The organism is Hydrogenophaga sp., from assembly GCF_048549895.1.
In the GTDB taxonomy this organism is placed as follows: Bacteria; Pseudomonadota; Gammaproteobacteria; order Burkholderiales; family Burkholderiaceae_C; genus Hydrogenophaga.
Map to the genome: position 1 here is coordinate 1 of NZ_JBLYYB010000012.1, position 24,924 is coordinate 24,924.

Consider the following 24,924-nt stretch of genomic DNA (forward strand, 5'->3'; position numbering starts at 1 on the left):
ATAGTTATCCACAGCTGACCTCCTGCGGAGGCAGCCTTAGCCCCTGGTCAAAATTCAATCGGCACAGCTGGTCAATATTCCATCGGCGCCAACAGACATCATCAACCAGGTGATGAACTCGCGTGCACGCCCGAAGAACGTCAGCTATTTCGCCTTCACTGCGACTCCAAAGGCCAAAACCCTGGAGTTGTTCGGTCGCCTTGGTCCAGATGGCCTACCCCAGCCCTTCCACGTTTATTCCATGCGCCAGGCCATTGAGGAGGGCTTTATCCTGGACGTCCTGAAGAACTACGCCTCCTACAAAGCTTTCTACAAGCTCGGCTCGGCTGCAGACGAGAAGCTGGTGCCCGCCATGCAGGCCAAGAAGACGCTTGCCCGTTTCGCCGTTCTGCACCCCTACAACATCGCCCAGAAGGTGGTGGTCATCGTTGAGCACTTTCACGAGCACGTTGCCAAGAAGATTGGCGGCAAGGCAAAGGCCATGGTGGTGACCGACAGCCGCAAGGCCGCCGTGCGCTACAAGCTGGCCATGGACCGCTACCTGAAGGAGCGCGGGTACGACAAAGACATGCGCGCCCTCGTTGCCTTCTCGGGCAAAGTCGAGGACGTGGAGTCTGGCCCCGACGAGTTCACGGAGTCCAACATGAATCCGGACATCCACGGCAAGGAGCCATCGGATGCATTCAAGGACGACCTCTACCGCGTGCTGTTGGTTGCCAACAAGTACCAAACCGGTTTTGACCAGCCGCTGCTGCACACGATGTACGTGGACAAGCGCCTCTCCGGCGTGCTGGCCGTGCAGACGCTGTCCAGACTGAACCGCACGCACGCGGGGAAGGAAGAGACCTTCGTCCTCGATTTCGTCAACAAGCCCGATGAGATTCTTGCTTCCTTCCAGCCGTACTACCGCGGCGCCCAACTTGAGGAGGTCACAGACCCGAACATGGTGCACGAGCTCCAGACGAAGCTGGACAAGGCCGGCATCTACACGCAGAGCGAGGTGGACCAGCTGGCGGACGCGTTCTTTGACCCCAAGCGCAAGCAGTCGGCGCTGCACTCCTTCCTGAAGCCCGCGGCCGACCGCTTCTCCGCGCTGGAAGAGGACGACGAGGCTAAGGCAGAGCAGTTCCGCAAGGACCTGGGTACGTTCCTGCGCATGTACGACTTCCTTAGCCAAATCGTTGCGTACAACGACCAGGACTTGGAGAAGCTGTACACCTTCGGCAAGAACCTGATGCCCCGTATCGCTGTGAGCGAAGGTGGGTCAAACATTTTGGAGCTGGACTCGGACGTGCGCCTGACGCACTACCGCCTTCAGAAACTGGGCGAGCAGAAGCTGGACTTGGCCAGTGGCGAGCTGGTGAAGCTCAGTCCTGCGAGCGAAGCGGGTACCGGACAGGCGCCGACTGAGGAACAGGTTCGCCTAGCCGAAATCGTGACCAAGATGAACGACCTGTTCTCTGGAAATCTCACCGAGGGAGACCTGGTGGGCTATGTCACGACCATCAAGAGCAAGTTGCTCGAGAACGAAGCGTTAGCCGCACAAGCCCAGAGCAACACAGAGCAGCAGTTCGCCATGGGTGATTTCAGAGCAGTCCTCACGGACATCATCATCGAGGGGCAGGAGGCTCACAACAGCATCGCGGACCAGCTGCTCAAAGACGAGCGAATCATGGGCGCGATGCAGGGAATGCTGGCGAAGATGGTTTTTCAGGCGTTCGCACAGAAAGTGGGGCGAGCGTGACAACCGTCAGCTCTTTTCTGTTTCTTCCGCCGAAATTTATCATGGTGATAAAATAGTGACTACACTGCACATAATGGACCCCGCAACCATCCCGCTTCCCGTTGGAAAGGGCTCCAAGGCGACGGGCAGGATGCTAGGACGGAGCCCGATATGGAATTTGACTGCTATCCAGGAACAAATCAAGTCTGGAGAACTAGACCTCTCGAACGACCAGCATGTGTGGATGGGTACTAGAAGGTGTGAAGATAAGCTGCAAATTCTTCGGTGGACATTAAAAACTGAGGTCAAAAATCTTATATTGCTTCTTCGCCCTGAGCACGTTTCAAAAGGGGGCGACCTTATCAATGCCCAGTGGGACGAAGACGATAGTGGCGTCTGGAACTTGTGCGACTCCTACAAGGTGCGAGTCGACGATGTAACTTGGACTCGAAATCCACGGGCCCCGATGTATTACGTCAAGTTCGGCATGAATCACCCAGGGGCTCCCCTCTACCTGGTCTTGATTTCTTGTCATCTCGAAGCACCTTACTGAATCTCTCTCATCATCACCATGAACAGCTCTCATCTCCTCACGTGTCGTCAATGCCGCAAAGGTGCACTGCACCCCATTGAACGAGACAACGTGTTTCACCCGCCTGGCAAGACGGTGACAGTGAAGACTCTCGCGACCAAGTGCGACCAGTGCGGCGCGGAGACAGTTTTGGCTAGTCAGCACGAGGAAAATCTGGCAAGGCTGAAGGCGCGCGAAGCGGAGTACGGGCTGTATTTGACGGGGGAGGCTATTTGCGCGTTTCGTCGCAAGTACGGGCTCACGCAACAGGCAGTAGCCAAAGTTTTCGGCAAAGGGCTCATCGCATTTTCTCGGTACGAGAACGAAAAGAGCTATCCGGACGAGAGCACCACCAAGTTGCTTCGAATCGCCATTTCAAGACCAGATGTCCTGAAGCAGTTGGCGGACGAGTCGGGGGTAGAGATTCCGCTTTGGAATGAGCGCAGTCTAGAAGTCGCGGCGAAGAAGGTCTCCAAACTGCGTCCCGTGGAATCGTCCCTGCGCCGGGTAGAGACCCGTCACGTGGCAGAGCCTGACACTGCCGCAAGCGAGCACGTGCCCTCTTTTGAGCCACAGTACTGCTACTCATGAGAACCAGTCCCGTACAGCTCATTCACTTGACCTTTGAGCGGGTCTGCGTTGAGGTCGACAGGCGACACTTCCCCGCTGCAGCGGCAGAGGGGAAGGCCCTCCCAACTTCCCTCTTGGGCGTGGCTCTCAACACGGTTGTTGAATTCGCAAGGCTCAATGGAGCGACGGAATCGTCTTCCACTGAACTGTTCCGTGTAAGCATTGAGCTAAAAGTGGACAACGAGACCGCTGCAGGGGATGAGCCGTCGAAGTACAGCCCATACCTGGTCAAGATGCTTGCTGTGGGCATTGTTGAAATACCTCACGCGGCCAGCGAGCTTGCGCCCATTGAGGACCTTGCCCTGGTCAACGGGGCTTCATTGGTCTGGTCCTCCATGAGGGAGCAACTTGCAACCGTAACCGGCCGCATGCCGCTAGGGTCCGTTCAGCTACCCTCCGTTCACTTTCAAGACCTTCGGTCTGATGCCCCAAAGAAGGTGAAGCAGCTGCCCGATGCCCCCGCAACAGCTTCGAAGAAGATGCGAGCGACCAAGACGGCTGCTACCAAGTAGTCGGGGGTTACGTCACCCCCTGCGGGGCGAGCGAGGCACCCGCAAAGGGTGGGGTCTCGATGTAGATTGCCGGACAGCGGCAGGCCTGAAAAAAACTCCGCATGCAGACACAGCGTATTCGGCTGCCGAAGGGAGGAGCCTTCTAATTCCCCTGCTCAATCTCGCTGAAAACACGCTAAGCGGTTGATTCCATTGTGTTTTGGCCATCAGCTTGATAACACCCGACCCAAACAAAAAAGCCACCCGAAGGTGGCTTTTCTGGAGGAACCGGAGCGCTGGATCAGCGGATCACGGCCAAGGTGGTGCGGGCACCGGCCTTGTAGGTCATCAGCGTCAGGGCGCCGTTCTTGATGTCGCCTTTTTCGTCAAAGGTGATGTTGCCGGTCACGCCTTTGTAGTTGGTGGCCTTGAGAGCGGGCAGGTAGACCTTGGGGTCTGCAGAGCCAGCGGTCACCATGGCGTTGGCCATGACTTTGACAGCGTCGTACACGTAGGGTGCGTACACCTGAACGTCGGTACCGAACTTGGCCTTGAAGTCAGCGCGGAACTTGTCCATGCCTTCTTTCTGTTCGCCTTCAACACCGCCAGCTTCGGCACAGTACACCTGGTCGTCGGCCATGCCGTCAGCGGCCAGCTTGGGCAGTTCGCTGGAGCAGATGCCGTCGCCACCCATGAACTTGGCGTTGATGCCGAGCTGCTTCATCTGCTTGAGCATCGGGCCGGCCACGGCGTCCATGCCGCCGAAGAACACGACGTCGGGCTTCTTGGCCTTCAGCGTGGTCAGGATGGCGTTGAAGTCGGTGGCTTTGTCGTTGGTGAACTCACGGCCCACCACGGTACCGCCGGCAGCGGTCACGCCTTTTTCGAACTCGTCAGCCACGCCCTGGCCGTAGGCCGTGCGGTCGTCGATCACGGCCACGGTCTTGGCCTTGAGCGTTTCCACGGCGTACTTGCCCAGCGTGCCACCGAGGTGCACGTCGTCAGCCACCACACGGAACACGCCGGCGTAACCCTGGCGGGTGTACTTGGGGTTGGTGGCCGATGGGGAGATCTGGGGGATGCCTGCGTCGTTGTAGATCTGCGAGGCCGGGATGGTGGTGCCCGAGTTCAGGTGACCGATCACGCCGGCAACCTTGGCATCCACCAGCTTGGTGGCGGCAGCGGTGCCCTGCTTGGGATCGGCAGCGTCGTCTTCAGCCAGCAGCTCGAAGGTGACGGGTGCGCCGCCGATGGTCAAACCGGCAGCGTTGAGTTCCTCGACCGCCATCTTGGCGCCGTTTTCGTTGTCCTTGCCAAGGTGGGCAATCGCACCGCTGGTGGGTCCGACATGGCCGATCTTGATGACCTGGGCTGCAGGTGCCGGAGCCGCCGCAGGCGCTGCGACCGGCGCGGCTTCTTCTTTTTTGCCGCAAGCGGCAAGGGCGACGGCCGCAGCAAGAACGGCCAGTTTCAGGTTCAGTTGCATGGTTTTCCTCGAAAAGGATTGAAAAAGTTAAGCGATGGGAACTTCTGCCATCACGCTCATAAAGATACTCTAAAAAAGCTTCAAATTTCACATACGTGACAAGGCGAAAGCTCTATCGAGGGTTTTCCCAGACCGCATCATGGCGATGAATGACGCATTAGCGCGAGTCATGTCTCGCCGCGGAACTCATTCAATCCGAGGGGGCGAGTTGAAGATCGTGTCTTTGCGGCTCCAGGCCCAGTGCCTTGTACTGGCGCCAGCGCTCTCGTGCCGGGGCACGGTCGGCCTCGTCAAGTGTCACCACCTCGATGATCCGGTTGAAAGCCGCGGGGTCATCGGGCATCTCGCGGCGCAAGTTCACCAGAACAAGGCCACTGCGGTCGGCAGGCAATTGATGGCCCAGCTGGATCGGCGACCGGGTTTTCAGAAGCTCGGGTTCGTCGCTGCGGCAGTGGGGGACAAACTCGCCTGCACCCAGAGTCCACAGCGCGATGTCGAGCCTGGCCACCTCGCCTTCGTCCATCCACACAAAGAGCCGCGCCTTGCGCAAATACGCCTTGCGCAGCAATCGGCAGGCGTAGCCCAGCCGGTCGGGTGCATTGAAATGAAAGGCGACGTCGGGCACAACCAGCCTCAGACCTTGGTAGCGCGGCGCTTCGAGGGCTTGGCCGATGCTGCGGCCTTGGCGGGCGCCTCGGCGTGATCGATCAGGTACTGCAGCAACAAGGGCACGGGCCGTCCGGTGGAGCCCTTGGCTGCCCCGCTCTTCCAGGCCGTGCCTGCGATGTCCAGGTGGGCCCAAGGCAGTTCGGTGGCGAACTTCTGCAGGAACTTGGCGGCGGTGATGGCGCCGCCCGCACGGCCGGCCACGTTGCCCATGTCGGCAAAGTTGGACTTGAGGCCTTCGGCGTACTCATCATCAAGCGGCATGCGCCAGCACAGGTCGAGCGACTTGTCCCCGGCGCTGGCCAGGGCCTGCGCCAGATCGTCGCGCGCCGAGAACAGCCCGGAGCGCACACCGCCCAACGCGATCACGCAGGCACCGGTGAGGGTGGCGATGTCCACCACGCTGTGCGGTTTGAAACGTGCGGCGTACGTCAGTGCATCGCACAGGATCAGGCGGCCTTCGGCGTCTGTGTTGAGAATTTCGATGGTCTGCCCGCTCATGCTGGTGACCACATCACCGGGTTTGACGGCCTGGCCGTCAGGCATGTTTTCGCAGCTGGGAATGATGCCCACCACGTTGATGGCGGGCTTGAGTTCGGCCAGCGCCGCGAAGGTGCCGAGCACGCTGGCAGCACCGCCCATGTCGAACTTCATTTCATCCATGTCGGCCGCGGGCTTGATGGAAATGCCACCGGTATCGAACGTGATGCCCTTGCCCACCAGCACCACGGGCGCTGCGCCTTTGGCGCCGCCGTTGTAGTGCATGACGATGAAGCGCAGCGGCTCCACCGAGCCGCGCGCAACCGAGAGGAACGAGCCCATGCCCAGCGCTTCCACCTGCTTGGGGCCGAGCACGTCGGTCTTGAACCCGGACTGGCGACCCAGCTTGCGCGCGGCTTCACCGAGCATGGTGGGCGTGGCATGGTTGGCGGGGCGGTTGGCCCATTCCTTGGCGAACTCCACACCCACCACCTGGGCCTTGCCGACGTTGAAGCCGCGCTGCACGTCGGCGGCTTTGTCCACCCCCAGCACCACGTGCTTGACGGTGCGCGCCTTGGCGCTCGGTTTGGTGGTGGTGTAGCAGTAAGTGGCGTCTGCGCAGGCCTGCATGGCGGCCCGCACGGCGTCGTCGGTGGCATCGACCAGGCTGAACACCACGCCGAGTTTCTGCACACCCGGCTGCTTGAGCGAGCCCATGCCGGCGGACACGGCTTTGCGCACCGACGCGGCCGAGCCATCGCCCGAGCGCACCAGCGTGACGCGGGAGGCCTTGAAGCCCTCGGGCCGGTAGCACGCCAGCAGCTTGGCCACGCCGCTTTCCAGGTCTTTGTGGTCAACAGCCTGGGCCACCAGGCGGGTCAGGGCCTGGTCGGCGGACTTCGTGGTCGGGGTCGTGTCGGGCACCAGCACCAGCAGCGCGTCCACGGGCAATTGGGCCGCTTGCGCAGCGCTGAGGGATTTGAGTTCGAAGTCCATAATCGTGTTTTCCTTGTAGCAATCGATGTTATTTCATTCTTCCATCCGCAGAGAGCTGGCGCGCAGCTTCGGGGCCACCTTGGTGGTGCTCTTCACCATCGTGCTGACGATGCTGCTGATCCGCACACTCGGCCTGGCTTCCCGGGGCAGCGTGAACCCGCAAGAGATCGCGCTGGTGCTGGGCTACACCGTCATTGGCCGCATGCCCACCATCCTCACGCTGGCCCTGTTCGTGGCCATCGTCTTCACGCTCTCGCGCATGTACCGCGACAGCGAAATGATCATCTGGTTCTCCAGCGGCCGCTCGCTCGGGGGCTTTCTCGGGCCGGTGCTGCGCTTCTCGTGGCCGATCCTCGCGGTCATCACGCTGATGGTGTTTTTTGTCTGGCCCTGGGCCAACCAGCAGACCGACAACCTGCGCAGCCGCTTCGAGCGGCGTGGTGATCTGGAGCGCGTGGCGCCGGGCCAGTTCCAGGAGTCGTCGAGTGGCCGGCGCGTCTTTTTCATCGACAAGGACACAGCCGGTGGCACCGAGGGCCGCAACATCTTCATCTCCAGCACCGAAGACGATGGCCGCGAGACGGTCACATCAGCCCGATCGGGGCGCATTGAATGGGTGAAAGACCAGCAGTTCCTGATGCTCAACAACGGCCAGCGCCTGGAAACGGCGGCCGATGGCAGTGGCCTGAAGGTCAGCGAGTTCCAGAGCTACGGCACACAGATCGGATCGAGCGCGATCGGCGAACGGGGTGCACAACAACTCAAGTCGCGCAGCACGCTGCTGCTGATCACCGAACCCGACCGGGCCAATCTGGGCGAGCTGGGCTGGCGCATCGGCATGGCGCTCACCGCGCTCAACTTTGTGCTGATCGCCCTGGCCACCACCGCAGGCAACCCGCGCGCTGGCCGCGGCGGCAACCTCTTCTTCACCCTCTTCTCCTTCGTGTTTTATTACAACCTGCTCAACCTGGGCCAGAGCTGGGTGGCGGGCGGACTGGTGAGCCTGGGCGCTTTCATGCTGATGCTGCACGGCGGCGTGTTCGTGCTGACCGTGCTGTGGTTGACCAAGCGGCACTACAACGTGAGCCTGCGCAGCTGGCTCAACAGCCGTCGCAACGCAGCCGTTCAAGGAGCCGCGGCATGAAGACGATCCGGCGCCTGATCTACGGCGAAATCTTCCTGGCGGTGGGCTTCGTGCTGCTGGCCTTCCTGTCGCTGTTTTTCTTCTTTGACTTTGTGGACGAGCTGCCGGCGCTGGGCAAACCGTCGGCGCTGGACGCCAAGCTGGTGTACGAGGTGCCGCATGCCTTGCTGTACGTGGGCCTGCTCATGCCCAACCGCATTTACGAACTGCTGCCGATCTCGGTGCTGATCGGCGCGGTGTTCGTGCTGGCGCGGCTGGCGCAAGGCTCCGAATACACGATCCTGCGCACCAGCGGGCTGGGGCCGTGGCGCGCGCTGCGCACGCTGCTCGGTCTGGGTGCCGTGTTCGTGGTGCTCACCTTCGCCCTGGGCGACTACGCGGCCCCACTGTCCGATCGCACCGCCCAACTGCTGAAGGCGCGGTACCAGGGCAACATCAGTGTCGGACAGACCGGCGCCTGGCTCAAGGAGCGCCAGCCCTACAGCAACTTCTCGGTCAACGTGGGCTCCATGTCGTCCCAGGGCGAGCTGGGCAATGTGCGCATCTTCGAGTTCAACAACCAGGGCTCGCTCGTCTCCACGCTCACCGCGGCCACCGGCCAGATCGAGGCGGACGATTCCTGGACGCTGCGCCAGGTGCAGCGCCGCGAGTTCGACATCGCCGGCCAGGCCTCGGCCCGCATCGTGCGCAGCGAACTGGAGAGCTTCCGCTGGCCCAGCGGCATCAACAGCGAGATGGTCTCGGTAGCCCTGCTCAAACCCGAGACCATGCGAACAGCGGATCTGTTCGGCTACATCCGCCACTTGCAGGCCAACGGGCAGACGGCGCAGCGCTACGAAATCGAGTTCTGGCGCAAGGTGTTTTACCCTTTGAGCTGCCTGGTGATGGTGGTGCTTGCCCTGCCGTTTGCCTACCTGCACTTCCGCTCCGGCAGCATCACCGCCTACGTGTTCGGCGGCGTGATGATCGGCATCAGCTTCTTCCTGCTCAACAACGTGTTCGGCTACATCGGCAACCTCAATGCCTGGCAGCCCTGGCTGGCGGCGGCCTCGCCCGCGTTGATCTATTCGGTGTTTTCGCTGGCCGCGTTCGGCTGGCTTGTGTTGCGAAGGTAGCGTATCCATGCTCGGTGTGATCGTGTTTGCCCATGGGTCGCGCGACCCCTTGTGGCGCCTGCCGGTGGAGTCGGTGGCGCAGCAGATCGCACGCAGCGATCCGGCGGCTGCCGTGTCGTGCGCCTACCTGGAGCTGTGTGAGCCCGACATGGCCACCGCGGTGCGCCAGATGGTTGAGGCCGGCGCCACGCGCGTGCGGGTGCTGCCGCTCTTCTTCGGCATGGGAAAACATGCCCGCGAAGACTTGCCGGTGCTCATGAAGGACCTGGCCGAGAGCCACCCCCAGGTGCGTTTCGAGCAGTTGCCGGCGGCCGGCGAAGACCCGCGCCTGACCGCACTGCTCGCGCAGATTGCGCTGGAAGCCACGCCATGAACCTGCACCAGTTCCGCTTCGTGCAAGAGGCTGTGCGCCGCAACCTGAACCTGACCGAAGCCGCCAAGGCCCTGCACACCTCGCAGCCCGGCGTGTCCAAGGCCATCATCGAACTCGAAGACGAACTCGGCATCGAGATCTTTGCGCGGCACGGCAAACGCATCAAACGCGTGACCGAGCCGGGCCTGCAGGTGCTCAAGAGCATCGAGATCATCTTGCGCGAGGTCAACAACCTCAAGCGCATCGGCGAGCAGTATTCGGCGCAGGACAGCGGCACGCTCTCGATTGCCACCACCCACACCCAGGCGCGTTACGTGCTGCCCGGGCCGGTGGCTGCGCTTCGCCAGGCCTACCCCAAGGTGGCGATCAGCCTGCACCAGGGCTCGCCCGACCAGGTGGCCAGGATGCTGATGGAAGAAGTGGCCGAGATCGGCATGGCCACCGAGTCGCTGGTGAATTACCCCGAACTCGTCACCCTGCCCTGCTACGAATGGCAACACGTGCTGGTGTTCCCGTTCGACCACCCGCTGCTGGAGCGCGAGCGCATCACGCACGAAGACCTGGCCCAGGTGCCGCTGATCACCTACCACCCCAGCTACACCGGGCGCACCCGCATCGACCAGGCGTTTGCGCTGCGCCACCTGCAGCCCAACATCGTGCTGGAGGCGATCGACTCCGACGTGATCAAGACCTACGTGAAGCTGGGCATGGGCGTGGGCATCGTGGCCGAGATGGCCATGGCCGGCGACAACCAGACGCCCGACCTGGTATCCCGCCCCGCTGCTGACCTGTTTGGCCACAACCTCGCGCGCGTGGCCTTCAAGCGCGGCACCTACCTGCGCCACTTCGTGCTGCGTTTTGCCGAGCTGCTGAGCGAACGCCTCACGCGCGACCAGGTCATGCGCGCCATGGCCGGCACACCCGACGACTATGAACTTTGACCCCATGAGCCCGAACCCTCCGCGCACACCGGCCCTCGCCTCCCGCCTGCCCAACGTGGGCACCACCATCTTCACCGTCATGTCGGCCTTGGCCACTGAGCACAAGGCGGTCAACCTCGGGCAGGGGTTTCCCGACTTTGGTTGCGACCCGGCGCTGCTCGACGCCGTCACCCAAGCCATGCAGGCCGGCCACAACCAGTACCCGCCCATGCCGGGCGTGCCCGCGCTGCGCCAGGCCATGGCCGACAAGATGCTGGCCCTCTACGGCCTGCGCTGCGACCCGGCCACCGAGATCACCGTGACCGCCGGCGCCACCCAGGCCATCCTCACCGCACTCCTCGCGGTGGTGCACCCCGGTGACGAGGTCATCGTGCTCGAGCCCTGCTACGACAGCTACGTGCCCAACATCGAACTGGCCGGTGGTGTGCCGGTGCGCGTGCCGCTCACGCCCGGCAGCTTTCGCCCCGACTTCGACCGCATCGCCGCCGCCATGACGCCGCGCACACGCGCCATCGTCATCAACAGCCCGCACAACCCCAGCGGCACCGTGTGGAGCGCCGCCGACATGCAGCGCCTGCAGGACCTGCTCGCGCCCACCGAGGTGCTGCTGATCAGCGACGAGGTGTACGAACACATGGTGTTCGACGGCCAACACCACCAGAGCGCCGCACGTTTTCCGGGCCTGGCGGCCCGCGCCTTCATCGTGAGCAGCTTCGGCAAGACGTATCACGTCACTGGCTGGAAGGTCGGCACCGTGGTGGCACCCGCCGCACTCACGGCCGAATTTCGCAAGGTGCACCAGTTCAACGTCTTCACGGTGAACACGCCGGTGCAGCACGCGCTGGCTGCCTACATGGCCAACCCCGCGCCCTACCTGGAGCTCAGCGCGTTCTACCAGCGCAAGCGCGACCTGTTCCGCGAAGGCCTGGCCAACACGCGCTTTCGCATGCTCGCAGGCGAAGGCACCTACTTTCAGTGTGTGGACATCTCCAGCCTGGCCGTGCCCGAGCGCGACCTTCCTGAAGGCGACTTCTGCCAGTGGCTCACAAAAGAGATCGGCGTGGCCGCGATCCCGCTCTCGGCCTTCTACGGCAACGGCTTTGACCAGCGGGTGGTGCGGTTCTGCTTCGCGAAGAAGGACGACACCTTGCACGAGGCGCTGAAGCGTCTGTCGCGGCTCTGACCCTGTCATCCCCGCTGGATGGCGCATCCTCCCGGAGCGCCAAAGCGGCACTCACTTCACGGCAACCGCCTCGGAGTGCGGATCTGCAGACGTCGGCGGGACAGCAGGCTTGTGCGACTTCGCGCGCGACAGCAGCGAGTACATGGTGGGCACCACGAAGATGGTGAGCAAGGTGCCCACGCTCATGCCGCCCACGATCACCCAGCCGATCTGCTGACGGCTCTCAGCGCCCGCACCGCTGGCCAGGGCCAGCGGAATCGCGCCCAGCACCATGGCGCCGGTGGTCATGAGGATGGGGCGCAAGCGCAAGGCGGAGGAGCGTTTCACCGCCTCCATTTTCTCCACACCCTGCTCGCGCAACTGGTTGGCAAATTCCACGATCAGGATGCCGTGTTTGGTGATCAGGCCCACCAGCGTGATCAGTCCGATCTGGCTGAACACGTTGAGCGTGCCTCCGGTGAGCTTGAGCGCGAGCAGCGCGCCCAGCATGGACAGCGGCACGCTGAGCATGATGATGAACGGGTCGATGAAACTCTCGAACTGGGCAGCAAGCACCAGGTAGATGAACAGCAGCGACAGCACGAACACGATCGCCAGCGAACCGGACGAGTTGCGGAACTCGCGGCTCTGGCCATTGAGGTCGGTGGTGTAGCCCGCAGGCAGCAGTTCGGCCGCCGTGGCGTCCATGAAGTCCAGCGCTTCGCCCATCGAATACTCGGGCGAGAGGTTGGCCGTGATGGAGGCGCTGCGGCGCTGGCCGAAGTGATTGAGTTCGCGCGGCACCACCACCTCGCGCGTGGTCACCAGCGAAGCCAGCGGAATCATCGCGTCGCCACGGCCGCGCACGAACAGCCGGTCAATGTCCTCGGGCGTGCTGCGATTGCTTGAGACTGTCTGCACCACCACGTCGTACTGCTCACCATCGCGCTTGTAGCGCGTCACGGTGCGCCCGCCCAACATGGTTTCCACTGTGCGTGCGATGGCGTCCACCGTCACGCCCATGTCGGCTGCACGCTCGCGGTCCACGTCCATGCGGATCTCGGGTTTGTTCAGGCGCAGGTCGGTGTCGACCTGCACGAAGCCGGGGTTCTGGGCGAGTTTGTCCTGGAACTGGCGCACCACACGCGAGAGGTTTTCGTACGAGTCACCGGTCACGATCACGTAGTTGATCGGCCGCTCGCGAAAGCCCTGGCCCAGCGAAGGCGGCGTGATGGGAAACGCGCTGATGCCGGGCAAAGCCGCGATCTTGGGCGCGAGCTCGCGCGCGATCTCCATGGTGGTGCGGTCGCGATCTTCCCAGGCCTTGCCGCGCATGATCACGCTGCCCTGAGCCACCGACGGGTTGCCCACGATGGTGAAGATGCGTTCGAATTCAGGGATGTTCTGACCCATGCCTTCGATCGCTTCGGCGTACTTGCGGGTGTAGGCCAGGGTGGCGCCATCGGGGCCGTTGATCGAGGCCAGCACCACGCCGCGGTCTTCCATGGGTGCCAGCTCCTGGCGCGTGCCCTGCAGCAGCAACCAGCTGCCCACAGCGCTCACCAGCATCACCGCCACCACCAGCCAGCGCACCTTCAGCGACTGCCCCAGCATGCGCTCGTAGCCGTTGCTGAGCGCGGTGAGGCGTCGCTCCATGAAACTGTCGAAGCGCCCCGGTTTGGGGTTGTGCTTGAGCAGTTTGGAACACATCATGGGCGAGAGCGTGAGCGCCACAAAACCCGAGACCACCACCGCACCGGCCAGCGCCAGCGCGAACTCGGCAAAGAGCCGCCCGGTTCGCCCCGGGGTGAACGCCAGTGGCGCGTACACCGCCGCCAGGGTCAGGGTCATGGCCACCACCGCAAAGCCGATTTCGCGCGCGCCCTTGATCGCCGCCTCGAACGGCTTCATGCCTTCTTCAATGTGCCGGTAGATGTTCTCCAGCACCACGATGGAATCGTCCACCACCAGGCCGATGGCCAGCACCAGCGCCAGCAGCGTGAGCGTGTTGATCGAAAAACCAAACAGCGCCATCAGCGCGAAGCAGCCGATCAGACTCACGGGAATAGTCACCAGCGGAATGATGGAGGCGCGCAGCGTGCGCAGGAACACAAAGATCACCAGCGCCACCAGCACGGCGGCTTCGGCTATGGTGGTGTACACCGCCTTGATCGAACGGTCGATGAAGATCGAGTTGTCGTTGGCCACCTCCACCCGCACGCCCTCGGGCAGATCAGCCACGATGCGCGGCAGCATTTCCTGCACGCCGGCCGAGAGGTCCAGCGGGTTGGCGGTGGACTGGCGGATCACACCGAGTGAAATCGCCTCGCGCCCGTTGTAGCGCACCGAAGTCCGTTCGTCCTGCGGTGCCTGCTCGACGCGAGCCACATCCCCGATGCGGATGGTCTGGCCGTTGACGGTGCGCACACCGATCTCGCGGAACTGCTCGGGCGTCTGCAGATCGGTGGCCGCCGTGACGTTGAATTCGCGCTGGGCACTCTCGATGCGACCGGCCGGCACTTCCAGGTTGGACCTGCGCAAGGCGTCTTCCACGTCCTGCACCGTGAGGTTGTAGGCGGCGAGTCGGTCGGCATCGAGCCAGATGCGCATGGAATAACGCCGCTCGCCAAAGATGCGCACATCGGCCGCACCGGGCGCCGTCTGCAGGCGCGGCTTGACGATGCGGTTGGCCAGGTCGCTGAGCTCCAGCGGCGTCATGGAATCCGAGTTGAGCGCGAGCCAGATCACCGGCGTGGCGTCTGCCTCGATCTTTGCGATCACCGGCTCGTCCACATCTTGCGGCAGGCGCTGGCGCACGCGGCTGACCTTGTCGCGCACATCGGCGGCGGCGGAATCGGGGTCGCGCTCCAGCTTGAAACGCACCGTGATCTGGCTTTCTTCCTGGCGGCTGATCGAGGTGATGATGTCGACCCCCTCGATGCCGGCCAGCGAGTCCTCCAGCACCTTGGTGACCTGCGTCTCGATCACTTCGCTGGACGCACCGCCGAAGGTGGTGCTCACGGTGACGTTGGGCTCGTCGATGCGCGGGTATTCGCGCACGGTGAGGCCGTTGAAAGCGACGAAGCCCACCAGCAGGATCAGCAGCGAGAGCACGGTGGCAAACACCGGGCGCCGGATGGAAATTTCAGGCAGTTGCATGGGGGCTCCCGTTGCTCAGGGTGTCAGGGCGTGGCGGGCTTGGGCGCCTGCGGTGCGGCCACCGCGGCTCCCGCAGCCTCTGCGGTTCTGGCCATGTTGACCACGCGCACGGCGGTGCCGTCGCGTTGCAGACGCTGCTGGCCGGCCACCACCACCGTGTCGCCAGCGGTCACGCCTTTGACGATCTGCACTTCGGCACCGCGGCGCACGCCGGGCTCGACCTCGACGCGGCGCGACACCAGCTTCTTCGCATCGCCCTGTCCCTGCTCGTCCAGCAAGAACACATACTGCTTGCCACCCTGGGGCACCATCGCCTCTTCGGGCACCACCAACGCCGCGTCGTTGACCGAGAACACGATCAGCACACGCGCAAACATGCCGGGGCGCAGATCGGCTCCAGGCGTTCTGGGCATCACCGCGCGCACCGCGATCGAACGGCCATTGGCGTCCAGCAAGGGATCAACCGCCAGCACCTTCGCCTCGAAACTCTTGCCCGGCAGCGCATCGAGCTGCACCTGAACGCCCTGGTCGACTGCGATGCTGCTCTGGTAGCGCTCGGGCAAGCGGAAGTCCACGGTGAGCAAGGAAGTGTCTTCCAGGTTCACCAGATCGTCCCCATCGCCCACGTACTGGCCCAGGTTGATGCTGCGCAGGCCCACGGTGCCGTTGAACGGCGCCGTGATGCGCATGCGCTGCATGCGCGCGGTGGCCAGCGCCACCTGCGCCTCGGCCACCTGCAGGTTGGCCTGGCTTTCTTCCACCACACGGGTGGCCACGAAGTTCTCTGCCACCAGCTCCTGGTTGCGCTTGAGGTTGGCGCGGGCAATCGACAACTGCGCCTGCGCCTGGCTGAGCTCGGCGCGCTGCAGCGTGTCGTCCAGCTGCACCAGCAACTGGCCCGCCTTGACCTGCGCGCCATCGGCAAACGCAATGCGCGCCACGCGGCCACTGACCTCGGGCTTGAGCGTGACGCTCTGGCGCGAGCGCAGCGTGCCCACCGCCTGCGCATCGTCTTGCAGCCGGACCGCCTTGACCCGGGTCACTTCAACACCGGGTGTGCCAGCGCCACCCGCACCGCGCGCTGCACTGGCAGGCGCTGCGGCAGCTGTTGCGGGTGCCTCGCGGTTTTGCAGCCACCAGGCCGCGCCCGAGGCCAGGGCGAGGCCCGCTACCGCCACCACAAGATAAACAGCTTTCTTGGCCATGGTCTTTTTTGTGAAGTTCAATCAGGGGATGCCGCAAAGCCGCGCACCGGGTGGAAGCTTGATCGATGGCATGCTCACGATCAGCGCAATGTAGCAGTGCAGAGCGGTCCGGGTGGCATGAAGTTCCCGCCACCCCGCCATGGGCAGGGGAAGCGGGTCAGCCTGGAACGCCGCGATTGGCCAGCGCATCGGCGCGTTCGTTGCCCGGATCGCCCGCGTGCCCCTTGACCCAGTGCCACTCGATCTGGTGAATGCCGCCGTGCACCAGCGCGTCCAGCCGTTGCCACAGATCGGCATTTTTCACCGGCTGCTTGGCCGCCGTGGTCCAACCCTTGCGTTTCCAGCCATGAATCCATTCGGTGATGCCCTTGCGCACATATTCGCTGTCGAGGTAGAGCGACACCCGGCACGGGCGCTTGAGCGCGGCCAGCGCTTCGATCACGGCGGTGAGTTCCATGCGGTTGTTGGTGGTTTCGCGCTCACCACCCCAGAGTTCTTTTTCGTGCCCGTCTGAGCGCAGGTACACGCCCCATCCGCCCGGCCCCGGGTTGCCTTTGCAGGCACCGTCGGTGTAGATCACCACATGGTTCAAAACGTCGCTCTCCTGAGACTGTTGCAAGGGAAATGAAAGGAGCGCCCCGGTCGGGCTCAGCGCCGGTTCGCCACCGGCACGGGCGCAGGAGATGCGGCACGTCTGGGCTTCCAGGCCGGCCCCAGCAGACGCATGCCGCGCACGCGCTTGACCGCCACCACAAAATACACCGCGCCAAAGATGGGCCACCAGCGCGCCCCGGCCCGGTCCATCCAGGCGGTTCGCTGCAACCACTTGTCGGTCCTCATCGCCGGGCGGTAGCAGCCAAAGCGGTCCGACTCTACTTCAAAACTCAGCAGGCGCAGCCAGTCCCTCAAACGCCACGGCCCGATGAATTCACCCGCGTCCGGCAGAAAAAGATGGGGCGCGCCGGGCAGCCCCACGCGAGCGCCCAGGCGGGCACGACCCTGGCGCAAACCCCACAGGCTCGCGGGGTTGAAACCGGAAATCACCACCCGCCCTTCGGGCACCAGCACGCGCTCCACTTCGCGCAGCACCTGGTGCGGGTCGGCGCTGAACTCCAGCGTGTGCGGCAACACCACCAGGTCAAGGCTGGCGGCGGGAAACGGCAGGGCGGCCGCGTCGGTGACCAGTGCCACCCGCAGGTGCCCGGGCTCTGCGCACGGAGCGTCGGTGTCTGGCGCCGGGACCGACTGAAGCTCTTCCGGCAGTGCCAGCCAGCGGTGCGGCATGCGGTTGGCCTGCAGGGTCTGCAACTCGGGCAGGCCCAGCTGCATGGCGTTGTAACCAAACAGGTCCGCCACCGCCAGGTCGAACTGCGTCTGCTCCCAGCCCAGCAAATACTGGCCGGGCGGGGTCTGAAACCATTCGGTCAAGCCGGTCAACTTTTCGGTCATGGAGAGCGTGGGAGGGGCCGTGAAACAGCTGAAGTCTGCGACACTGCAAACCACCGCGAAAGCCCTCGGACTCTACACGTCCCCACCTCATCAGCGCACGCCTTCTTGCCATGGAACTGTTCCCCCTGCCGGCCTTCAGCGACAACTACATCTGGATCCTCCACGACCACCAGCGCGCGCTGGTGGTGGACCCCGGCGAGTCCGACGGCGTGCTGGCCTGGCTGGCACAGCACCGCCTGCAACTCGACACCATCCTGATCACCCACCACCACGCCGATCACACGGGCGGCGTGGCCGCCCTTCGCGAAGCCACCGGTGCCCGCGTGATCGGCCCGGCGCATGAGCCCATGCCCGAGCCGCTGCAGCGCGTGAGCGCCGGCGAACACGTGGACGCACTGGGCCTGCGCTTCGAGGTGATCGAAGTGCCCGGCCACACCGCGGGTCATATCGCCTTTTACGCAGCACAGGCCGAAGGTTCGCCCCTGCTGTTTTGCGGCGACACGCTGTTCTCGGGTGGCTGCGGCCGCCTGTTTGAAGGCACGCCAGCACAGATGCTCGATTCCCTCACCCGGCTGGCCGCCTTGCCCGCCAGCACGCGCGTGTGCTGCACCCACGAGTACACCTTGTCCAACCTGAAGTTCGCGCAAGCCATCGAGCCCGACAACCGCGCGCTCGCCGCTTACGTTGCGGCATGCCAGCAACAACGCGCCCAGAACTTTCCCACCCTGCCCAGCTCCATCGGCATGGAGAAAAACATCAACCCGTTCCTGCGCACCGCAGAAGCGGCCGTGGTGCGATCGGCTCAGGCCCACGAGCCGGCCACCACCCCGGATGCCGTGTCGGTCTTCGCCACGCTGCGGACCTGGAAAAACAACTTCAAATGACCCCATCTTCAGCTTCTGTTTACTGCCCTCGCCCGCCCAGCCGCGCGCCCCGCTGGCGTGGAGCAGCCGCCCTCGCCATCGCTCTCTTTCTCGCTGGTTGCGCCACGGTGGACACCGGCCCGGTCGCCAGCGCCCCGACGGCCAGCGAACCCGCCACCCGCGCGCCCAGCGGACCGCGCCTGCCCTCCTACCGCCTGCCCGGGAACATCCCGCTGAGCGACATCGGCGTGGCCAGCACCAGCGTGCCGCCGGTGGCGTCGCTCGCGGCACCGGCCGACCTGTGGGAGCGCATCCGCCGCGGCTTCGCCATGAGCGATCTGGACAACGAGCTCGTGCGTGACCAGGAGCGCTGGTACGCCACGCGCCCGGACTACATCCAGCGCATGACCGAGCGCTCCAGCCGCTACCTGTTCCACATCGTCGAAGAGATCGAGCGCCGCAACATGCCGATGGAGCTGGCCCTGTTGCCCTTCATCGAAAGCGCGTTCAATCCGCAGGCCGTGTCGAGCGCGCGCGCCGCCGGCATGTGGCAGTTCATGCCCGCCACCGGGCAGTCGTTCGACCTGAAGCAGAACGCCTTTCGCGACGACCGCCGCGATGTGCTGGCCTCCACCCGCGCCGCACTCGACTACCTGCAGCAGCTCCACCGCCGTTTTGGCGACTGGCACCTCGCCCTCGCCGCCTACAACTGGGGCCAGGGCAATGTGAACCGTGCCATCACGAACAACCAGCGCCAGGGTCTGCCCACCAGTTACCTGGACATCAACATGCCGCTGGAAACACGCACCTACGTGCCCAAGCTGCAGGCCGTCAAAAACATCATGGCCCGCCCCCAGGCCTACAACGCCACGCTGCCCCTGATCGGCAACCACCCGTTTTTCGACACCGTGACACTTGACCGCGACATCGACGTGGCCGTGATCGCGCGCCTGGCCGAGGTGAGTGAGGCCGATTTCCGCGCCCTCAACCCCTCGCTCAAACAGCCGGTGGTGATGGCCGCCGGCACGCCCAACATCTTGCTGCCCTGGGACAACGCGGTCATCTTCCAGAACAAGCTGCTCACCCACACCGGGCCGCTGGCCAGCTGGACCGCCTGGGTGGTGCCCGGCACCATGACCGTGGCGCAGGCCGCCGAGCGTGTGGGCATGAGCGAGTCCGAGCTGCGCGACGTCAACAACATTCCCCCCCGCATGAGCCTGCGCGCAGGCTCCAGCCTGCTGGTGCCGCGCACCGGCCAGCGCAACAGCGACGTGCCCCTGCATGTGGCCGACAACGCCCAGCTCAACCTGCAGCCCGACATGGTCTTGCGCCGCTCGGTGGTCAAGGCACGCAAGGGCGACAACCTGGCGCGCCTGGCGCAGCGTTACGGCGTGAGCGCGGTGAGCGTGGCGGGCTGGAACAAGCTGGCCGTGAATGCGGCGCTCAAGCCCGGCCAGCGTGTGACGTTGATGCTGCCCAAGCGGGTGTCGCTGGCGGCATCGGGCAGCGCGCCTGCCAAAAAGGCGGTGACCAGCAGCACCCGCAAGGTCGCCAAGAGCGCGGGCCAACCCACCAAAACCAAGGCCGTGGCCGTGGCCAAAAAGAAAACCACCAAGTCAGTGGCATCGAGCAGCGCCAAGACACGCGTGGCCTCCAGCGCCAAAAACGACAAGAAGCAGCCCTGAGCGGACGGTCTCAGGCGCGGAAGCGGGCCTTGGCCTTGCGGGCAAACACGTTGGTGAAGGTGCTGGCCAGATCGAACCGGTCCATCGAGCCGGGTTCGTCGAACTGGGCCACCAGCCGCGCCGCGATCTCCGGCCCTTCCGCCGGCATCACCCCATCGGGCGACCAAGCCTCGCGCGCCCGGTTGAACGCCGCCAGGTAGAGCGAACGGTCGCCCTGGAAATAGCGCTCGGGCACCACCTTGATGATGTCGGACGGCCCGGCCGTCTGCAGCCACTTCAGCGCGTGCACCATCGCGTCCGTCATGGCCTGGCTGACGCGCGGGAACTGGGTCAGAAAACCACTGGTGGCACACAGGCAGGCCGATGGCATGGGTCCGCCAAACACATCGGCATTGCCGCGCACGCTGCGTGTGTCGGCCACCACCTTGAGCTCCCCCGCCTGCTCCAGTTGCGTCACGGTGGGATCGGTGTAGCTGATGGCATCCAGCGCGCCGTTGCGAAACGCGGAGACGGCGGCCCAGGCGTTGGGCATTGCAACAAACTGCACCTCGTCAGAGCGCAACCCGCCCCGGCTGAACACCGCATGCGCCACGCGGTGCGCAGGCGAGCCGATGGCCTGCACGCCCACCCGCCTGCCCCGCAGGTCGGAGAGCTGGCGGTAGTGCGCAAACGTCTTGGTGGACACGCCCACCACGATCTGCGGCGTGCGCCCCTGCAACACAAACGACTGCAGCGACTGACCCCGCATCTGCCAGGCAATGGCGCTGCTGTAGGGTGCCGACAGCGCATGGGCCGCGCCCGACAGCAAGGCCTGCATGGCCTGGGAGGCTTCCGCAAAATCGCGCACCTCCACGTCAACCCCCTCGCTGGCAAAGTAGCCCAGCCGGTCGGCAATGGTCAGCGGAAGGTAGGAAAAGTCGGTGCGGTTGTCCACCGCAATCACCAGCTTGGGGGCGTTGCGCGGCAAGGGTGCAGAGGGCGGCTGGACCAGCTGCGCGCGCAACTCCGACAGGCCCGCAGACAGTGCCGTCGCTGCCATCACCCGACCCCAGTCTCTGCGCTTGAGCATGCCCCACTGTCCTCTCTGTATTGCTTTATGAATACAGCGAGATTACGGGTGGGTGTCCAAAGCCGCATCGGGACCATTCCCGAGCGGGTTTGTACCGAGCATTTCGCTCGGGTTTTTTGCAAGCCGATGTAACGGCCCGAACAGCTGCTGCTCAGACAAACAGGATCGCGATGTTCGCCACCAGCGCCAGCACCCACACCAGGCTGCGCACCGTGGCCAGGTCGGCCACGTACATCATGATGTAGAGCAGGCGCAGCACGATGTAGAGGAAGGCCAGCACGTCCAGCCGCAGCTGCGAGGCGCCGAGCTGGTGCGCAATGATCACCGCGCCGATGAAAAACGGCAGCGCCTCGAAGCTGTTGGCCTGCGCCGCGTTGGCGCGGGCGCGCCAGTCGGTCTGTTTGGCGAGCCACGCACGCGGGTGGTTGTTGTCGTAGCCGCCCTGGCGTTTGGGTGTTCCGAACATGCCCCACTTGGCCAGCCCCGCGCACACGATGGGCAACAGCGACGCCACCAGCACGCACCAATAAGCCACGGTCAATCCCGCCAGTTTCATGGGTTGGTTCTTTCAGAGAAGGGAATCGGTGTGGCTCAGCGCCGGTCCACCAGCGCGTGGGCAATGGTGCCCAGGTCCACGTATTCGAGCTCGCTGCCCACCGGCACACCGCGCGCCAGCCGCGTCACCTGCACCCCGCGCCCCTTGAGCGCCTGGGCAATCACGTGCGCGGTGGTTTCGCCCTCGGCGGTGAAGTTGGTCGCCAGGATCACCTCACGCACTTCGGACACACCGGTGGGTGTTTGTGCTGGCGCATCGATGCGGTCGAACAGCTTCTGCAGGCCGATGTCTTTCGGGCCAACGTTGTCCAGCGGGCTGAGCTTGCCCATCAGCACGAAAAACAGGCCCTTGTACGCACCTGTGCGCTCCATGGCAGCCTGGTCGGCCGGCGTCTCCACCACACAGAGCTGGCTGCGGTCGCGTCGCGGGTCCAGGCAGGTGTGGCAGATGGCGTCTTCGGTGAAGGTGTGGCACAGCGCGCAGTGCTGCACCGTGGCGGCCGCGTGGTCCAGGGCCCGCGCCAGGGCCAGCGCCCCTTCGCGGTCGTGCTGCAGCAAATGAAACGCCATGCGCTGGGCCGACTTGACGCCCACCCCCGGCAGGCGGCGCAAGGCCTGAACCAGGTGTTCAAGGGAATGGGCTTCGGCCATGCAATGCGGCGGTGGTCAGAAAGGAAACTTCATGCCACCGGGCAGACCCGGCATGCCGGCGGTGATCTTGCCCATCTTCTCGGCCGAGGTTTCTTCGGCCTTGCGCACCGCGGCGTTGAAGGCGGCGGCCACCAGGTCTTCGAGCATGTCCTTGTCGTCGGTCAGCAGACTGGGGTCGATGGTGATGCGTTTCACGTCGTGCTTGCAGGTCATGAGCACCTTGACCAGACCGGCACCGGACTCGCCCGTGACTTCAACGAACGCCAGTTCGTCCTGCGCCTTCTTCAGGTTGTCCTGCATGGCCTGGGCCTGCTTCATGAGGCCGGCGAGTTGTCCTTTGTTGAACATGCTGTGTCTTTCTTTGTGAGGGTGAATGTGAGGCTCAGACCCGTGTGGCCTTGAGCGTGCCGGGGACGATTCTGCCGCCAAAGTCGCGCATCATGGTTTGTACAAACGGATCGCCCAGGATCTGCGCTTCGGCCTCGCGCTGCAGCCGCTCCGCTTCCAGCGCGAGCCGCCGCGACGGTGAGTCGGCCACGGTGCCGATCTCCACCACCAGGCGCACCTGGTGGCCGATGGTCTGCAGGGCCGTGGCCAGGCGCTCGCGGCTGTTGCCCTGGTTGAGCGATTCGCGCTCCACGCGCAGCACCCAGCGGTCGGTGTCGCGCGCCACCAGCTGCGACTGCAGGCCCAGTTCGCGCACGAGCGCCGAAATGGCCTCGGCACGAACCAGTTGCATGACGGCATCGAACCAGAAATCGCCCTCCTCGCTGGGCGCAATCGGTGCAAGCGCGGTCTGTGCCGCCGGCGGCCGGGCTTGCGGCTGGTCAGCGCGGCCCGGCTCGCCCGCGTCGCGCACGGGAATGGCCACGGTGCGGCTCGGGGCAGGCGCTGCCTCGGGGGGCTCCTCCCACGGCGGGCCGTCGTCATCGGGCCAAGGCGCTTCGTCCAGTTCGGGCGGCGTTGACACCGGGCTGGCGGGGGTGGCCACCGGCGCGCGTTGGGGTGCCGGAGCGGCCACAGCGGGAGGCGCAACCACCATGGGTTTTGCCGCCGGTGATGCAGCCACCGGAATGGCCATCGGCTTCGCAACAGGTGCTGCAACGGGTGCAGCGCGCACCACCGGCGCACTCGCTGGCGCAGCGACCACCATCTCCGGTGGTGCCGCCTCAACGACTTTCAGAGTTTTTTTTTCCGCCGTGGCGTTGGCCGAACCCGCAGGCTTGAACGCCAGCAGCCGCAGCAACACCATGGTCAGGCCGGCGTATTCGTCCGGCGCCAAGCCCAGCTCGGCGCGGCCGTGCAGGCACAGGCTGTAAAGCAACTGGGTTTCGTCCGCCGGCAGGCTGCCGGCCAGGCGCTCGATCTCGACCTCGTCGGGATCCTCCAGGCCATCGGCCGGCGCGCGGCCCGGCACCGCCTGCAGCACGGCCATGCGCTGCAGCACGCCGGTCATGTCTTCGAGTGTGGTGGCCGCGTTCAGGCCGTTGAGGCGCAAGGCGTCGATGGTGTCCACCACGGTGGCGCCATCGGCGCGCGCCAGGGCGTCGATCAAACGCAGCACATACGAACGGTCGACCGCGCCCAGCATCTGGCGCACCGTGGCCTCTTGCAATTGGCCACCGCCGAAAGCAATGGCCTGGTCGGTGAGCGACAGCGCGTCGCGCATGGAGCCGCGCGCTGCGCGCGAGATCAGGCGCAGGGCCTGGGTGTCGGCCTGGACCTGCTCGGCCTGCAACACCTGCACCAGGTGCTGCTGCACCGTCTCGGGCGCCATGGGGCGCAGGTTGAACTGCAGGCAGCGCGACAGCACGGTGACCGGCACCTTCTGCGGGTCGGTCGTGGCCAGCACGAACTTGAGGTACTCGGGAGGTTCTTCCAGCGTCTTCAACATGGCGTTGAACGCCGTGTTGGTCAGCATGTGCACCTCGTCGATCATGAAGACCTTGAAGCGGCCCTGCACCGGCTTGTAAACCGCCTGCTCCAGCAGCGCCTGCACCTCGTCCACGCCCCGGTTGGAGGCGGCGTCGAGCTCGGTGTAGTCCACGAAGCGGCCGCTGTCGATGTCGGCACAGGCCTGGCACACACCGCACGGCTCGGCCGTGATGCCGCCCTGCCCATCCGTGCCCAGGCAGTTGAGCGATTTGGCAAGGATGCGCGAAACGGTGGTTTTGCCCACGCCGCGCGTGCCGGTGAACAGGTAGGCGTGGTGCAGCCGCTGGGTGGTCAGTGCGTTCGAAAGGGCCTGCACCACATGGCCCTGACCCACCATTTCGGTGAAGTTGCGCGGGCGGTATTTGCGGGCCAGAACGACATAGGACATGCGGTCGATTCTAAGCGGCGGGTTGTGGGCCCAAGCCCTGCGACACCACACCGCATCGCCTACAATCGACCTCGACGGGCCTTCCCGCATGGTGAAGCGGCCAACCGGGTCAGGTGGGGAACCAAGCAGCCCTAACTGTGAATCCAGTGCCGGGGTCAAGGCTCGTCACCTTCTTCTCTCTCCTCCC

22 protein-coding genes and 1 other RNA gene are annotated in these 24,924 nt (G+C 64.6%); 11 read left to right on the plus strand and 12 right to left on the minus strand.

The window, feature by feature from the left end:
* The first annotated feature begins 112 nt into the window (after window positions 1-112).
* The 3 genes from ACN4F8_RS00935 (at window position 113) to ACN4F8_RS00945 (ending at window position 3,436) form a co-directional block, all read left to right on the plus strand.
* The gene (locus ACN4F8_RS00935) at window positions 113-1,744 is read left to right on the plus strand and encodes a type I restriction enzyme subunit R domain-containing protein (RefSeq protein ID WP_419471857.1); all 1,632 of its coding nucleotides are present in this window, start codon (window positions 113-115) and stop codon (window positions 1,742-1,744) included.
* 550 nt (window positions 1,745-2,294) lie between these two features.
* Window positions 2,295-2,885, plus strand: coding sequence for a type II TA system antitoxin MqsA family protein (locus ACN4F8_RS00940; protein ID WP_419471858.1), 591 nt, complete (start codon window positions 2,295-2,297; stop codon window positions 2,883-2,885).
* Window positions 2,882-3,436 (plus strand): hypothetical protein, encoded by a 555-nt coding sequence (locus ACN4F8_RS00945; RefSeq protein WP_419471859.1) that lies wholly within the window; start codon window positions 2,882-2,884, stop codon window positions 3,434-3,436. Before ACN4F8_RS00940 ends, ACN4F8_RS00945 begins: the two co-directional genes overlap by 4 nt.
* Window positions 3,437-3,716: 280 nt before the next feature.
* Here ACN4F8_RS00945 and ACN4F8_RS00950 read toward each other — a convergent pair whose 3' ends face one another.
* From ACN4F8_RS00950 to ACN4F8_RS00960, 3 genes are all read right to left on the minus strand, one after another.
* Window positions 3,717-4,901 carry a branched-chain amino acid ABC transporter substrate-binding protein gene (locus tag ACN4F8_RS00950; RefSeq protein WP_419471860.1) on the minus strand — a complete coding sequence of 395 codons (1,185 nt, stop codon included), beginning with the start codon at window positions 4,899-4,901 and terminating at the stop codon, window positions 3,717-3,719.
* A 190-nt stretch (window positions 4,902-5,091) separates the two neighbouring features.
* On the minus strand, window positions 5,092-5,526 hold the full coding sequence (locus ACN4F8_RS00955; protein ID WP_419471861.1) for a DNA polymerase III subunit chi: 435 nt from the start codon (window positions 5,524-5,526) through the stop codon (window positions 5,092-5,094).
* 8 nt (window positions 5,527-5,534) lie between these two features.
* Window positions 5,535-7,043, minus strand: a complete 1,509-nt coding sequence (locus tag ACN4F8_RS00960) for a leucyl aminopeptidase (RefSeq protein ID WP_419471862.1) — start codon at window positions 7,041-7,043, stop codon at window positions 5,535-5,537.
* A 25-nt stretch (window positions 7,044-7,068) separates the two neighbouring features.
* Between ACN4F8_RS00960 and lptF the strand changes: the two genes are divergently transcribed.
* The 5 genes from lptF to ACN4F8_RS00985 are packed head-to-tail and all read left to right on the plus strand — an operon-like array spanning window position 7,069 to window position 11,799.
* The gene (gene lptF / locus ACN4F8_RS00965) at window positions 7,069-8,187 is read left to right on the plus strand and encodes an LPS export ABC transporter permease LptF (protein WP_419471863.1); all 1,119 of its coding nucleotides are present in this window, start codon (window positions 7,069-7,071) and stop codon (window positions 8,185-8,187) included.
* A complete protein-coding gene (gene lptG, locus ACN4F8_RS00970) occupies window positions 8,184-9,302 on the plus strand; it encodes an LPS export ABC transporter permease LptG (protein ID WP_419471864.1) in 1,119 nt (372 codons plus the stop codon). The genes lptF and lptG overlap by 4 nt, the downstream gene beginning before the upstream one ends.
* A gap of 7 nt (window positions 9,303-9,309) precedes the next feature.
* Window positions 9,310-9,675 (plus strand): sirohydrochlorin chelatase, encoded by a 366-nt coding sequence (locus tag ACN4F8_RS00975; RefSeq protein ID WP_419471865.1) that lies wholly within the window; start codon window positions 9,310-9,312, stop codon window positions 9,673-9,675.
* Entirely contained in the window at window positions 9,672-10,616 is a 945-nt protein-coding gene (locus tag ACN4F8_RS00980; protein ID WP_419471866.1) for a CysB family HTH-type transcriptional regulator, read from the plus strand. Before ACN4F8_RS00975 ends, ACN4F8_RS00980 begins: the two co-directional genes overlap by 4 nt.
* Before the next feature lie 4 nt (window positions 10,617-10,620).
* The gene (locus tag ACN4F8_RS00985; protein WP_419471867.1) at window positions 10,621-11,799 is read left to right on the plus strand and encodes a pyridoxal phosphate-dependent aminotransferase; all 1,179 of its coding nucleotides are present in this window, start codon (window positions 10,621-10,623) and stop codon (window positions 11,797-11,799) included.
* Window positions 11,800-11,850: 51 nt separating this feature from the next.
* On the opposite strand, the gene ACN4F8_RS00990 is transcribed toward ACN4F8_RS00985, so the two are convergent.
* The 4 genes from ACN4F8_RS00990 to ACN4F8_RS01005 form a co-directional block, all read right to left on the minus strand.
* Entirely contained in the window at window positions 11,851-14,937 is a 3,087-nt protein-coding gene (locus ACN4F8_RS00990) for an efflux RND transporter permease subunit (protein ID WP_419471868.1), read from the minus strand.
* 23 nt (window positions 14,938-14,960) lie between these two features.
* On the minus strand, window positions 14,961-16,142 hold the full coding sequence (locus ACN4F8_RS00995) for an efflux RND transporter periplasmic adaptor subunit (protein WP_419471869.1): 1,182 nt from the start codon (window positions 16,140-16,142) through the stop codon (window positions 14,961-14,963).
* 157 nt (window positions 16,143-16,299) lie between these two features.
* Complete coding sequence (rnhA, locus tag ACN4F8_RS01000; RefSeq protein ID WP_419471880.1) at window positions 16,300-16,734, minus strand: ribonuclease HI; 435 nt, start codon at window positions 16,732-16,734, stop codon at window positions 16,300-16,302.
* A gap of 56 nt (window positions 16,735-16,790) precedes the next feature.
* A complete protein-coding gene (locus ACN4F8_RS01005; protein WP_419471870.1) occupies window positions 16,791-17,591 on the minus strand; it encodes a class I SAM-dependent methyltransferase in 801 nt (266 codons plus the stop codon).
* A 110-nt stretch (window positions 17,592-17,701) separates the two neighbouring features.
* Between ACN4F8_RS01005 and gloB the strand changes: the two genes are divergently transcribed.
* Together gloB and ACN4F8_RS01015 are read left to right on the plus strand one after the other, a co-directional pair.
* Window positions 17,702-18,475 carry a hydroxyacylglutathione hydrolase gene (gene gloB, locus ACN4F8_RS01010; protein ID WP_419471871.1) on the plus strand — a complete coding sequence of 258 codons (774 nt, stop codon included), beginning with the start codon at window positions 17,702-17,704 and terminating at the stop codon, window positions 18,473-18,475.
* The gene (locus ACN4F8_RS01015) at window positions 18,472-20,139 is read left to right on the plus strand and encodes a transglycosylase SLT domain-containing protein (RefSeq protein WP_419471872.1); all 1,668 of its coding nucleotides are present in this window, start codon (window positions 18,472-18,474) and stop codon (window positions 20,137-20,139) included. Before gloB ends, ACN4F8_RS01015 begins: the two co-directional genes overlap by 4 nt.
* Window positions 20,140-20,149: 10 nt before the next feature.
* On the opposite strand, the gene ACN4F8_RS01020 is transcribed toward ACN4F8_RS01015, so the two are convergent.
* The 5 genes from ACN4F8_RS01020 to dnaX all read right to left on the minus strand — a co-directional run bounded on the left by ACN4F8_RS01020 (window position 20,150) and on the right by dnaX (window position 24,737).
* Entirely contained in the window at window positions 20,150-21,208 is a 1,059-nt protein-coding gene (locus ACN4F8_RS01020) for an ABC transporter substrate-binding protein (RefSeq protein ID WP_419471873.1), read from the minus strand.
* A gap of 151 nt (window positions 21,209-21,359) precedes the next feature.
* Window positions 21,360-21,764 carry an MAPEG family protein gene (locus tag ACN4F8_RS01025; RefSeq protein WP_419471874.1) on the minus strand — a complete coding sequence of 135 codons (405 nt, stop codon included), beginning with the start codon at window positions 21,762-21,764 and terminating at the stop codon, window positions 21,360-21,362.
* A 35-nt stretch (window positions 21,765-21,799) separates the two neighbouring features.
* The gene (gene recR / locus ACN4F8_RS01030; RefSeq protein ID WP_419471875.1) at window positions 21,800-22,414 is read right to left on the minus strand and encodes a recombination mediator RecR; all 615 of its coding nucleotides are present in this window, start codon (window positions 22,412-22,414) and stop codon (window positions 21,800-21,802) included.
* A gap of 15 nt (window positions 22,415-22,429) precedes the next feature.
* The gene (locus ACN4F8_RS01035) at window positions 22,430-22,762 is read right to left on the minus strand and encodes a YbaB/EbfC family nucleoid-associated protein (protein ID WP_056274724.1); all 333 of its coding nucleotides are present in this window, start codon (window positions 22,760-22,762) and stop codon (window positions 22,430-22,432) included.
* Between the two features lie 34 nt (window positions 22,763-22,796).
* The gene (gene dnaX, locus ACN4F8_RS01040) at window positions 22,797-24,737 is read right to left on the minus strand and encodes a DNA polymerase III subunit gamma/tau (protein ID WP_419471876.1); all 1,941 of its coding nucleotides are present in this window, start codon (window positions 24,735-24,737) and stop codon (window positions 22,797-22,799) included.
* Between the two features lie 73 nt (window positions 24,738-24,810).
* Here dnaX and ffs point away from each other — a divergent pair.
* Window positions 24,811-24,907, plus strand: an RNA gene (ffs, locus tag ACN4F8_RS01045) — signal recognition particle sRNA small type.
* Window positions 24,908-24,924: the final 17 nt, after the last annotated feature.